We start from the raw sequence: 12,533 nt of genomic DNA, 5'->3' as shown, positions 1-12,533 counted from the left end.
ATGAGCAAGGGTAAAATCATAGTAGCCATGAGCGGCGGAGTGGACAGCGCCGTAACCGCGGGACTTCTGATGGAAGAAGGCTACGAAGTCATCGGGGTCAATCTCCGAACCTGGGAATACGAAGCGCCGGCTTGCGACACCACTAAAAAATCCTGTTGTTCTCCCGAAGACATTCGGGACGCGAGAGACGTTGGTCTTTCGCTCAAAATTCCGTTCTACGTCGTGAAGATGGAAAAGGTCTTTCAAGAGAAAGTCATCGATCGTTTTATAGACGACTATCAACACGGAAAAACTCCGAACCCTTGTGTGGAATGTAATACCTTCGTCAAGTTCGGCGCGCTCTTTGAAAAAGCAAAAGCCCTTGGAATCGACAAGATCGCAACGGGCCACTACGCTCGGATCGCACAGAACGGAGATCGTTACGCGATCGCAAACGGTCTGGACATGGGCAAAAATCAGGCTTACTATTTATACGGACTCTCTCAGGAGAATCTCAAAAACGTAATCTTTCCTTTGGGTGAAATGACAAAGCCCGAAGTCAGAGAAATCGCAAGAAGAATGGGACTTCCCGTCGCCGAGAAAGCGGAGTCGCAAGAGATTTGTTTTATCCCCGAGAACGATTATAGAAAATTCTTAGAAAAGAAAAACGTGGAATTTACTCCCGGTTTTTTCAAACTCAGGGACGGAAGAATCATCGGCAAACACAAGGGAAGAGAAAACTTTACGATCGGTCAGAGAAAGGGACTCGGGATCGCATGGAAAAATCCGTTGTATGTCATCGCGATCGAAGACGACGGTTCCGTAATCTTAGGAGAAGAGAATGAAACCTATACGGGTTCCTTCTCCGTGATCGATTACAACTACCAAGGTTTGGCTCCTTTGGAAGAAGGAGAATCCTTGGAATGCAGAGTGCAGGTCCGTTACAGACATTCTCCGATCCGTTGTAAGATCACAAAGCGTGGAGAGGATCTCGTGGTCGAACCTCTCGAAGACGTAAGAGGTGTAACACCGGGACAATCTGCCGTTTTTTATCCGGTCGATTCCGACTATCTCTTGTTAGGTGGAATCATCCGCAAGGGAAGTATCGAAATGCAGATACGAGAAACCGCTCCGGCAGTTGCCCTTCAGAATTAAAGCAGGACGTTCTTTTTTGTCAGTGAATCACAAAATCACCGGGAAAACCATAATGATCGTGGGTGGGGGACTTCTTCAGGTTCCTATCATCCAAACCGCGAGAATGATGAAACTCACAACCGTAGTCGCGGACATGAACGGAGACGCTCCGGGTATGAAGATCTGCGATATTCCGATGGTGATGAGCACGAAAGACATAGAAGGTATGGTGCGAGAATCCAAAAAACTTGCGACCAAGATCAAGATTGATGGAGTCATCACTGCGGGAACCGACGCGAGTATGACGGTCGCAGCCGTCGCAAACGCACTCGATCTTCCCGGTATTCGTTATGTGGACGCGGAAGCCGCTTCCAACAAGGTCAAGATGCGTGAGCGTCTGAAAAAAGCGGGCATCCCACTTCCCGGTTTCGCTCCCGTCTGGAGCTTAGCCGATACGAGAGACGCATTAGAATTTTTGAAATTTCCTCTTGTGATGAAACCCGCTGACAATATGGGCGCCAGAGGCGTGATCAAGGTCGAGAACAGAGAAGAATTACAGGCCGCCTTCAAACACGCAAAAAAATATTCTCCCACGGGAGAGATGATTCTCGAAGAATACATGCCCGGTCCGGAAGTCTCCGTAGACGCTCTGACCTGGAACGGAAATTTCGTGATCACGGGAATCGCCGATCGAATCATCGAAAGAGAACCGTTTTTTATCGAGATGGGGCACAACATGCCTTCCGCCTTGAGTCCTTCCGTTTTGAAAGAAGTGGAAGACGTGATGTTTCGAAGTATGAAGGCGCTCGGGATCACGCTCGGTGCCGGTAAAGGAGACATCAAGGTCACACCGGACGGAGTAAAAGTGGGTGAGATCGCGGCGAGACTTTCCGGCGGTTTTATGTCCGCGTTTACGTTTCCTCTTTCTTCGGGGATCAACTTAAATCGTGCGGCCATCCTTATCGCGCTCGGAGAAGAGCCGGACAATCTTACTCCTACCGTAGAAAGAGTTTCGATCGAACGTTGTCTTTTGGCTCCGAGAGGAAAGTTACTCGCGATTGACGGAATCGAAGACGCGCGCAAAATCGAAGGAGTCAACGATCTCTTCTTCATGAATAAGATCGGAGACATCATCCAAGAACCAACGAATAACATCGAAAAGACGGGACACGTTATCATCAGCGCGGACAACCTGCAAAGCGCGGAATCGATTTTTGAAAAAGTCAAAAACACGATTCGTTTTACCTGCGACGAGCTCTATTCTATCTCCGAAAAAGAAATTCAACAAAACGCAAGAATTCGTTTTGGTAAAGATATATGCTGGGTTTGTAAGGTCTGCGACGGAACCGATTGTGCTTCGGGAGTTCCCGGTATGGGTGGCTTAGGAAGAATGCTTACGTTTCAGGACAACGTCGCGGCTCTTCAGGAATATTCCATTCTTCCTCGTTATATTCGTGAACATACGAACGCAAACGTCGAGACGACATTCTTAGGTAAAAAAATGAAAACTCCGTTGATGGCGGCGCCGATGACCGGAGCCGTCACGAACATGAACGGGGCCATGGACGAATTCACGTTCGCCGCGACTCTTTTGGAAGGTTGTCAATCCGCGGGCACCTTGGCATGGTTAGGCGACGGTGCGAGCCCCGATAAATATCTGATCATGCTCGAAGCGATTCGTAAGACAAAGGCGGACGCGATTCTTATCTGCAAACCGAGAGAGGACGAAGGACTTTTAAAAGAACGTTTTCAAGAATCCGAAAACTCCGGGCTTTTTGCGATAGGGATGGATGTGGACGCCGTAAATTTCAAAACGATGGCGATGAAAAATATTTCTTCGGTGACGCGGAACGTTTCGAAATTGGGAAGAATCCGCTCTCTCACAAAACTACCCTTTATCGTCAAGGGTGTCATGACTCCTCAAGACGCACAACTCGCCATCGACGCCGGCGCCGATTGTATTGTTGTTTCCAATCACGGAGGAAGAGTTCTCGACGATATGCCGGGAACCGCAAGGGTTCTTTCCGGAATTCGAAAGGCTGTGGGAGAATCGTTTCCGATCGCAGTCGACGGAGGAGTCCGAAGCGGAATGGACGTCTTCAAGATGCTCGCCCTCGGTGCGGACACGGTTCTTGTGGGAAGGCCGATGGCGATCTTTGCCGTGGGTGGGGGAGTCGCGGGAATCCGATTTCTGATCTCTCAGTATACGGAAAATTTATTACAATCGATGAATGTTACCGGAGTGGAAACGATAAAAGGAATCGGAACGGAACTCCTCTTTCGGAAAAAAATGGAAGAAGAAAATTCAGAGCCCCGGTGAGAAAATCGTTTTACTAACTCGACTTTTCCGATTGAATATTCAAACTTACGATCGTCTCTTTATAGAATCGGATCCCAACTCGGATTTCGGATCGTAACAATAGAATCATGGACAAATTCATCAACGACCCGGAAGGGATTCACAAAATTCTTCAGTCTCTTTTTACGAGACTTCCGGTCGCGATCATCGTAGAAAACCGTCCTCTTCCGGTTCGTGTCGTCGGTTTAAAGGACGCAATTCGTATCGTGGTCACACTTCCTCCGGGAACGGGTTCGGAACCGAATCGAAAATTATATCTGGTCCATAACAATCACCGATTCGCGGCGAATTTCGCCGTCGAAATGCACAATCCGTCCAACGGAGTAGAACTGTTGCTCGCGACTTCGATACAAGTCACCACCGCACAAAGAACGGAAGAACGAATTTCGGTAGACTCCTCCTCGGGTTTTCAAAGCACTCTTACCAATATCATCAATCAAGGGAATATTAGAAAAACATTAGCGTTTGCTGATAAAAAGATCGACGAGATCATAAAAAAACACGCCAAACTTCTCAGGGAAAAATATCCGAATTCAACCATATTCTTTTCGGATCGAATGGACAATCGTCTACGATTGATGTATAACTTCGATCAGTCGATCTACGTTTTGGATCGTTATTCGAAAGGTGACGGGAGCGGTGGTTTTCAGTTTTTGCCGTTTCCGGAATATCAAAAATTGATTGCGGTCAATAAATTAGAATCCGGAATCACCTCGGAAGTATCGATCATGATCCGATACAAAGGTTACACTCCGCTCGGATACGTGCAGATTCTTTCCGAGAAAGAATTAAACACGAATGACTTCAACGCGGCCAATATTTCCGCGAGTGCCGTTGCCAAGGACGTAATCGCTTCCGGATTCTTTCAAGAATCGAAAGAAAAGTGTACGGTGGATAACATCTCACTGCAAGGTCTCGGTTTTTTTCACCCTCAGTCCATTTTCTTTTCCAGAAGTTTCACCGTCGGCGAAACGATTCTTTTCGACCTTACTCTTTCCGCGGAAAACAAAGGAACGTTCCGAGCCGTCATACGAAACATCAACAACACCGACAAGATGTTTCGGATCGGTTGTGAGTTCTTCAATCTAAACGAAAAAGAAGAATCGATGATTCAGAATTACATCGATTCCAAGGAACAGGCGTCCTGAATCCGATCTTATTCGAAAACTCGCAAAACATCGATACGGAAGATCCGGTTTCCGAATCCTTGCAGGTTACGATTCGCGAGGAAGATTCCTCAATCAGGCTCGATCAGTTTCTTTCTAAAAAGTTCACGTATCATTCTCGGACCGCTTGGCAAAAAGAAATTTCCGAAGGAAGGATCCTCCTTTCCGGAAAAAAAGTGAAACCGGGTATCATTCTGAAAGAAGGCGATCAAGTCGTCTATCAAATCGAAAATAAAACGGAACCGCCGGTAAGAAGCGATTACAAAATTCTTTTCGAAGACCAATGGCTCGTCGCCGTGGATAAACCTGGCGATCTCCCCGTACATCCGGCCGGAATATACAGGAAGGGAAATCTTCTCACTCTTATGCAGGAATCCGGTAGGTTTCAGGAACTCTATACGATTCATCGTCTCGATCGAGAAACTTCCGGAGTGATTCTGTTTGCAAAGAATCAGCGGACTGCGTCCAAGCTCTCCGTTTTGTTCAGTTCCGGGAATATTCAAAAATTCTATATTACGAAAGTGTGGGGCCAAATTCCGAACCGTTTATCAGGATATGGAATTCTCAAGTCCGACGTTGAATCCAAAATACGGAAAAAAAGAAAATTTGTATCAATAAAACAAACGAAGTTTCTTTCAAAACGGGATCTGCTCGCGCAAACACAGTCGAATTCGGAAGAGGAAATCAGCCTTACTTTTTTTCGTAAAATCAGACCCGAAGGAATCGGGATGTCGCGGAATGACGAAACGAGTTCGTATGTTCTTTGTAAGCCGATCACCGGAAGAATGCACCAGATCCGTGCGACTCTTTACGGCCTCGGCTATCCTTTGTTCGGCGATAAACTCTACGGTAAAGACGAAGATGTGTTTTTAGAATTCATAGAAGGAAAGGAACCGGATTTAGTGGAAAGACTCGGAATGAAAAGACAGGCCTTGCACGCATATGCGATTTGTTTTATACATCCGGATACGAATCGAAAGATGAAAATTCGCTCCTCTCTTCCGGAGGATTTTTTATGAAAGTCACTCAACCCGGTTTATTCGAATCGATCCTTCCCGTTTTTGTTTTGGTTTTGGGTCTTAGCTACGCGGGGATCGTCTTCGGAAACGGAACCGTAGACGGACCGGCTCAGATGCTTTTGATTCTTTCCGGGACGGTCGCAAGTTTACTCGGACTTCGTCTCGGTATCGAATGGGAAACCTTAGAAGATCAGATCTTAGAATCTCTGAAGAATGTTTTAAAACCGGTACTCATCCTTTTGTTGATCGGATCCTTGATCGGTGTTTGGATCTGGTCCGGGATCGTTCCATCGATGATCGTCTGGGGTTTGAAAATTTTACATCCTTCTTACTTTTTGATCACGGCCTGTCTTCTTTCTTCTGTGGTTTCATTGATCACCGGAAGTTCTTGGTCCACTGCCGGAACGGTCGGGGTCGCTTTGATGGGGATCGGAACCACCTTAGGAATTCCTCCCGGAATTTCTGCGGGGGCAATCGTCTCTGGCGCTTACTTCGGAGATAAACTTTCTCCCTTTTCGGAGACTACAAACCTCGCGTCTTCGATCGCGGGAACACCACTTTTTACGCATATTCAGCATATGTTATATACTACGATTCCGGCGTTCCTGATCGCACTCGTTGCGTTCGTCTGGATCGGATTAGGCGATTTTTCGGGTTCGGTTTCCAATCAGAAGACCGATGAAGTCATACACTTGCTTGAATCTTCCTTTCGAATCCATCCGGCATTGCTTTTTCCACCGGTTCTTACGTTCGTTTTGATCTATTTTAAGATCCCGGCAATACCTTCGATTCTCGCCGGAATTCTTTCGGGAATTGTATCCGGAATCTTTTTGCAACACCCGGATTTGAGTTTTCAAGAAGCGTATCGACAAATTTTGAATGCGGCTTCGAAAGGAAATTCCATGGAAACGGGCAACACTCTCACGAATGCGCTTCTTTCGAGAGGGGGAATGGCTTCTATGCTTCCCACGGTTTGGCTCATTTTTTCCGCGATGTTTTTTGCGGGAGCGATGGAAGGGGCCGGCTTTATCCAAAAGATAACGACCGCGATCTTAAGATATGCAACCACGGATCGATCTCTTTTGACAGGAACGATTCTTACAAGTTTCGCGGCGAATCTCATTTCATCGGATCAGTATCTTTCCATCTTAGTTCCGGGAAAGATGTTCAAGAAGGCGTATGAGGAAAGGGGGCTTGACCCGAAAAATCTTTCCAGAGCATTGGAAGATTCCGGTACGATGACTTCCGCGTTAGTCCCCTGGAATACCTGCGGGTCGTTTATGGCCGCGACGTTAGGCGTTCCTGTGATTGTTTTTCTTCCTTATGCTTTTATGAATCTAAGCAGTCCGATCATTTCCCTGATTTGTGCCTGGACCGGTTGGACGATTCGCAAAAAGGAACCGTCCGTCTAAAACAACACTTTCAAAAGTATGAATATACTCAGATTGATCCCGACTAAGATAAAAAACCACTGAAAACTAGGAGAGGAGATCGTTTCCAAAATCGCGAAGTCGATCGTCTTTTTGAGAGCGTTTTTCAAATCTTCCGGATTCGGATTTTCCTGATCGGGAATTTTTGCAGAAATTTCCTTTCGAAGAGTTTCCACTTTTAGTTTCTGAGCGAGTTTGGAAACAAGAGCAGTCAACGGAAAAGGAAGGCTGTCCAACTTCGTTAAGTAGTAGGGGAGATTTTGGATCTGTTGCGCGATCGAAAAATTTCTACCTTTCGTGTTGTCTGCTTCCGCTTTTTTTCGGATCGATTCTTCCAGACGTTCGGAAAGGTATTCGCTGATGATTCCCCGATTATCACCCAGAAGTTGGTAGAGCGCCTTCGTCACCGCATATTTTTTTCCGAATAAAAAATGAATTCCTGGAAATAGGACGCCGAAACCTAACACGATCAAGGTGACCGGCCAGAGTTCGATGACGATCACGACGAGCGCGATCGCCGCGCCGATACCCCCGGCTCTTGCAATAGGAATTCCACCCAAATCGGAAGAAAGCGCTTTCATCTCTGGAAAAAGAAACGCAAGAAGAATCCAGTTTAGAATGATGCCGATCAAAGTAAAAAAGGCTATGTTGAAGAGACCGATAAAAGAAGCTTTGGTGGTCGATTTTAAAAGGGTGACTTTGTCTATTTTCACAGAGTTCTGATTCTCCTCGAAGTCGAATAGGAATTGAATCTCAATGAAACATCTTCGGATTTATAAGTCTATAAATTATTATAAAAAAAGAGACCGAAAAACGGAAATTGGAATAAAGAGAGTTGTTTCCTTACTCCTTGTTGACGTTATCCGGTCTTGTAACAAGAAAGTGTTTTTATATTTTAGAGAATGGTTCTGTTTTGGTTTCGTAAATTCCTGTTCGAATCTGTCTGAAGCCGCCTTCAAATCGTTCGTGGCTTTTTCAAGATTACGAACGATATTCTCAAGAAGTGCGTCGATTTGTGTCTCGTTGACTTTGGCTCCGCTTTTAAGACTGAGTCTGAGCTCGATCAGGCTTTTGTAGTCGGATCCTACGATTTTCTGATACAATTCAATGGAAGCGATTCCTGCATTTTTTAAATCACTCTTCCCTTTGAAATCTTTTGTTGTCTTAAGCTCTTCGAGGGCCTTTACCAGTTTTGCTTCCCATTGTTTGCGAATCGATTCTGCCGATGTGAAATCTTCCTTTGACATCGCCTCGTTCATAGCATCTAGGTCTTCGCCTGCTTTGTTGACCGTATCGATGATCTTATTGTTGTAATCGACCGGATTCTGCGTGTTGCAGGCGGAAAAAAGGAGAATGCAACAAACAGTTGCAAATAATATAATATACTTTGTATTTTTCATTCCTCGGATTTAACAAGTATTTTCTGGCAATCAAGAGTATTGTAAACGGAGAATTTATCATCTAATAAAGATTATTTTCTTTTGAAGAATAGGAGTGCAAAAAATTTTGTGTGCACGAATTTCTTCGTACCTGTTGAATTTTCGACTCCTCTGATAAAAAGCAGATCTTACCAGAAAAGCAGATTCGTAATTTGATTTTTCCTATTCGTGTTATTGAAAGGATCGATCATTGAAAAGCGGATCTTGGGAAGGTAAGCTTGGGCAGAGCTTTTCTTGTGTGTTTACGTTTATGTGATGGGAACTTTCTTTTCTTAAATGTTTCCCGAGCAGTCTTTTTCATGCAATCTCGCATGGGATTTTTTTAGAGTAAGATCGAACGAATGGGACGAAATCCGTTCGAATTGAACTCTGTTCGACCGGATTTTGGGTAGGCCTACCCAAAAATTGAGAGACCGGTGAAATCGAAAAACGTCTTGAGAAGGATCGTCTTTAGGAGTTCCTACAACGAGGTTTCTGCTTGCAAAATAAGAAAACTGTGGTAAAGGAAAAATCTCCGGAGTTTTCCCGCCGCCGCTCCCCTCCACCCAAGATTTTGTACATCCTGGAACATAGGTAACACTTTAGACCAGAGACATGGGTTACACTTTTAAAGTCTTTGTTACTTTCTTCGTGTGTTCGTTGAAGTAACCGATTGTTACAAAGCTGAAGAAGATCTTCCAGAGACCATCCTCGATGGGCTCGAACCCAATTTTTTCCCCAGCCAAACTCTTAGTAATAAAGTATCTCTGATTTTTCCAGTAAAAACAACCTTCGTCCACCTTTCGAATCTCAAAATGATCCGGATAAGAAATCTCCGGAAGACGATTCGGGAATTCTCTCTGAGAATAAGTATAAACTTGAGAAGGGGGCTTTTGACCTAAAGCTTCGTGAGGTCGTTCTCTGTTGTATTCAACTCGAAAACGATCGAAAGACTTCTGTTGTTGTCTCATAGAAGAACGAATCGGGTAAACGGCTTCCGCTTTGAGAGTTCTATGCATTCTCTCGTGTCTTCCGTTCTCTTGAGGTTTTCCCGGACGAATCCTCTCCGGAAAGATTCCTAACTTGATCCACCAAGTGGAGAGTAAGGAAAGTCCTGAACCGGCCGCAAAAGGAATTCCATTGTCCGTTCTGATCGCATTCGGGAGTCCGTATTCTCGAAAGCATCTTTCGAATTCTCTCTTCGTCTCGTAAGTTCTTGTTCCTGAGAGCCCTTTACAACAAAGTAAGAATCTACTGAATCCATCGGAGATCGTAAGAGGATAACAACGGATTCCATCCCTTAATTTAAAATCTCCTTTGAAGTCCGCACACCAGACCGCATTCGGATGATCATATCCTCGAAACGGTTCCGAAGGAGGAATCACTCCTCGTTTTCTCTTTCTGGGTTTTACAAAGCCTCTTTTTTGGAGAATGTTTCCGATCGTGCTCGCAGAAGGCCAGATGATCTCGGGATTACTTCCTTCTAAGATCACCAGTAACTTCTTTGGACCCCAAGTCGGATGTCTCTTTCGAAGAGCGAGGATCATTCTTTCCTCCGCAAATCCTACTCGATTCGGATTCGAATGCGGAGTTCTACTCTTTTCCAAGAGTCCGTTCGGGCCTTCCTTCCGATATCGTTCCAACCATTTGTAATCTGTCTTTCGGCTGATTCCAAAAGTCTCGCAGAGCGAAGTCATCGATATATTTCCATCGCAGACCGCCGCTATGAATTTTACTCTCTCGTCCATGGGTGACACCTCTTTCCAGGGCAAAGGTTTTTTCCTCCTTTGCCAGCATTTTGAGTGTTACCTATGTTCCCGGTCTATTTTGTTACCCATGTCTCCGGTTTGTACCTTTGGGCGGGGCGATCTTTTACAGAGAGGCGTCGGAGTTACGACGGATTCTTCTTGAGAAGCAAAATGTTTGAAGGTAAGGATTCTGGTTTTGGAAATGGGATCCTTTTTACTACAGTATTTCCACACACCAAATCACAGAATTCTAAGCTTTTTTTCCTGGGAAAAAGGGGGGAAGGCCGATATAAAAGAGTAGAGAAAGCCATGGTTTCCAGAATTCAAAAAGCACTGATCCTAATCATCTCCGTTTCCGGCGGTCTTTTGTGGGCCGTTTCCCCGGACCAAACTAATCTTGGAATATTGATTGGTGAAAATAAGATCAACCTGAAGTTCATCAATATCTGCGTGAGCAATCTTGCCCCGGCCTTCGAAGAGGGCGCAACGGTTGATAAAACGCCGCCAAACAACACGAAGGCGGAAGCGGGTGCGACCACTTCCACACAAACGAGTTCGGGAAAGGAAGAAGTTTATAAAAAGTTGAATGCGCTTCCATCCTATACGAGTTTGAAAAAAGCGAATCAATTCGACTTCAACGGAAACATGTGGTATTATCAGAGCAATTACAGTCTTTCTTTTAAGAATCTCCGCGGAGCTCAAGGAGAAATGAAGGATCTGTATCAGGCGACGCACGAACAATATCTTCAAAATTCGAGAGTCATCCTGGAATACGCTTCACCTTTGATCGTAAGAAGTAACGATAAGATCGCACAACATCTCCTCCGATTGGGTTTTCGCGATCTCAAAAGTTCCGAAGATCATTTTACGACCGCATACAATTCCGCTCCGTATCAATTCCGTTACAAACTCTTGCTTCATAGCGAAGGAATTAAGATCGCAAGAAGAGCGAGAAGATTTGCGCTCCTTGCGATGATCGCATCAAAAACTCCTGCCGAAGACAAACCGGAATATCAATTCGTCAACCTCGACGATATCAGAGCGGCGGCAGAAAAGGAAAACATTTCCGATTATGAAAGAATCCGAAATACATTGATCAATTTTATCGACAACGATCTGATCCAAAGAAAAATCGTTCCTCCGGGAGAATCCAAGGATAAGCCGATCGATATTTTAGAAATTCATGATGATAACTATTCCTTCATCACATCGGGGAGAGTTTCTTTTATGGATATGAGCAATGATGAAATCAAAACCGACGACATGATTCAAAAAGAAACGCTTCCACCGATCCCGGCAAAAACCGGAAACTAAGAATCGATCTCGAAAGGAAAAAATTGATGAATCGGTCCGCGAAAATTTTCTTTTTTTATTTGGTCTGCATTTTCGTTTTCCAAGGACTCTTAGATGCTGGATCGGTTTCTTTTCGGGAAAAGAAAAAATCGATCGAACGGAAGATTAAAATATTGGAAGAATCCAAGAAGGCGATTCCGTTTCGAAAACAAGACGAGAACTGGTCAAAACTTCAAAATCTAAAAGAACGTTTTCAGAACTTTGCACGCTCCGGTAGTTCTCAAGAAAGAGAAGAATCTTTATTACTTTTAGAACGAGCGGTTCCTCAGATCACTTCCGAATTTGCGGCGGAAGGAAAGCTTTCCGCGAAAAATCTAATCGTACGTTATTCCGAAGCCTATCTTCAAAAGAAAAATCATTCCGATGAAACTCCGATTTCGGCAAAAGACGAAGAGAAGTCTTCCAACTATTTTCGAATGGCAAAAGAAGAATTCAACCAGGCAGAAAAGTTCGATCGAGATCGTAATGATTTCTATGCGCTTGTTCTGTACGGAAGATCGATTCAATATTCTTTGAAAGCTTTGGATTCTTTGGATCTTGATCCTCCGAAAGGGTATGAAGGAATTCTAAAAAAGAAAATCAAATCGTAAAACGCCTCTTTTCGAGATCGCTTAATTCGTGTTTGTGATCCGAATTTTACAACGTGGAAAGTTCAACGTTCTTGTAGACGCTTTGATTGCATGGTCCTAGAACATAAGATTGAACTTCCTTCCGATCGAACGTTGGAAACGATCACAACCGGAGACGATTTAAGACGTTCGTTGGGTTCTGCAGAACAACTCGTCTTCGGGAAGGATCGTGGATTTCCTTTGAGGAAGATCGTTAGGTCGAAGCCAAACGGAGTCGATGGAATGAAAGACAGATCTTCATCAAGGGATAGAAACAACATTTCTTTCGATCTCGTTTTCACGAGACCGTTGTTCTCTT

General features: G+C 44.7%; 10 protein-coding genes. 7 read left to right on the top strand and 3 right to left on the bottom strand.

Annotated features, from left to right (window positions below; all coding sequences use genetic code 11):
• The 5 genes from mnmA (at window position 1) to nhaC (ending at window position 7,069) form a co-directional block, all read left to right on the top strand.
• Window positions 1-1,134 (top strand): tRNA 2-thiouridine(34) synthase MnmA, encoded by a 1,134-nt coding sequence (gene mnmA / locus DLM75_RS13870; RefSeq protein ID WP_118969076.1) that lies wholly within the window; start codon window positions 1-3, stop codon window positions 1,132-1,134.
• Between the two features lie 16 nt (window positions 1,135-1,150).
• Window positions 1,151-3,433, top strand: a complete 2,283-nt coding sequence (locus DLM75_RS13865) for an alpha-hydroxy-acid oxidizing protein (RefSeq protein WP_118969193.1) — start codon at window positions 1,151-1,153, stop codon at window positions 3,431-3,433.
• Between the two features lie 107 nt (window positions 3,434-3,540).
• Window positions 3,541-4,620 (top strand): PilZ domain-containing protein, encoded by a 1,080-nt coding sequence (locus DLM75_RS13860; protein ID WP_118969075.1) that lies wholly within the window; start codon window positions 3,541-3,543, stop codon window positions 4,618-4,620.
• A 29-nt stretch (window positions 4,621-4,649) separates the two neighbouring features.
• The gene (locus DLM75_RS13855) at window positions 4,650-5,657 is read left to right on the top strand and encodes a pseudouridine synthase (RefSeq protein WP_241547935.1); all 1,008 of its coding nucleotides are present in this window, start codon (window positions 4,650-4,652) and stop codon (window positions 5,655-5,657) included.
• Complete coding sequence (gene nhaC / locus DLM75_RS13850; RefSeq protein ID WP_118969192.1) at window positions 5,654-7,069, top strand: Na+/H+ antiporter NhaC; 1,416 nt, start codon at window positions 5,654-5,656, stop codon at window positions 7,067-7,069. Before DLM75_RS13855 ends, nhaC begins: the two co-directional genes overlap by 4 nt.
• On the opposite strand, the gene DLM75_RS24555 is transcribed toward nhaC, so the two are convergent.
• From DLM75_RS24555 to DLM75_RS13830, 3 genes are all read right to left on the bottom strand, one after another.
• Complete coding sequence (locus tag DLM75_RS24555; RefSeq protein ID WP_174715084.1) at window positions 7,066-7,800, bottom strand: hypothetical protein; 735 nt, start codon at window positions 7,798-7,800, stop codon at window positions 7,066-7,068. The genes nhaC and DLM75_RS24555 overlap by 4 nt on opposite strands.
• A gap of 78 nt (window positions 7,801-7,878) precedes the next feature.
• Window positions 7,879-8,487 carry an LIC11966 family surface protein gene (locus DLM75_RS24550; RefSeq protein WP_174715089.1) on the bottom strand — a complete coding sequence of 203 codons (609 nt, stop codon included), beginning with the start codon at window positions 8,485-8,487 and terminating at the stop codon, window positions 7,879-7,881.
• Between the two features lie 638 nt (window positions 8,488-9,125).
• Complete coding sequence (locus DLM75_RS13830) at window positions 9,126-10,277, bottom strand: IS481 family transposase (RefSeq protein ID WP_429945470.1); 1,152 nt, start codon at window positions 10,275-10,277, stop codon at window positions 9,126-9,128.
• 285 nt (window positions 10,278-10,562) lie between these two features.
• On the opposite strand from DLM75_RS13830, the gene DLM75_RS13825 reads away from it, so the two are divergent.
• Both DLM75_RS13825 and DLM75_RS13820 read left to right on the top strand, forming a co-directional pair.
• Window positions 10,563-11,567: an adhesin OmpL37 family surface protein gene (locus tag DLM75_RS13825; RefSeq protein WP_118969191.1), complete on the top strand. Its 1,005-nt coding sequence runs from the start codon at window positions 10,563-10,565 to the stop codon at window positions 11,565-11,567.
• Window positions 11,568-11,590: 23 nt separating this feature from the next.
• The gene (locus DLM75_RS13820; RefSeq protein WP_429945469.1) at window positions 11,591-12,196 is read left to right on the top strand and encodes a hypothetical protein; all 606 of its coding nucleotides are present in this window, start codon (window positions 11,591-11,593) and stop codon (window positions 12,194-12,196) included.
• Window positions 12,197-12,533: the final 337 nt, after the last annotated feature.

It is taken from the genome of Leptospira stimsonii, from assembly GCF_003545885.1.
GTDB lineage: Bacteria > Spirochaetota > Leptospiria > Leptospirales > Leptospiraceae > Leptospira > Leptospira stimsonii.
The sequence above is the reverse complement of the archived record's forward strand: the minus strand, read 5'-3'. Positions and strand labels throughout refer to the sequence as shown.

Bases quoted from the DNA above. Each gene is read 5' to 3' on its own strand.
- mnmA (WP_118969076.1), top strand. From the start codon at position 1: ATGAGCAAGGGTAAAATCATAGTAGCCATGAGCGGCGGAGTGGACAGC.
- DLM75_RS13860 (WP_118969075.1), top strand. From the start codon at position 3,541: ATGGACAAATTCATCAACGACCCGGAAGGGATTCACAAAATTCTTCAG.
- nhaC (WP_118969192.1), top strand. From the start codon at position 5,654: ATGAAAGTCACTCAACCCGGTTTATTCGAATCGATCCTTCCCGTTTTT.
- DLM75_RS24550 (WP_174715089.1), bottom strand. From the start codon at position 8,487: ATGAAAAATACAAAGTATATTATATTATTTGCAACTGTTTGTTGCATT.
- DLM75_RS13825 (WP_118969191.1), top strand. From the start codon at position 10,563: ATGGTTTCCAGAATTCAAAAAGCACTGATCCTAATCATCTCCGTTTCC.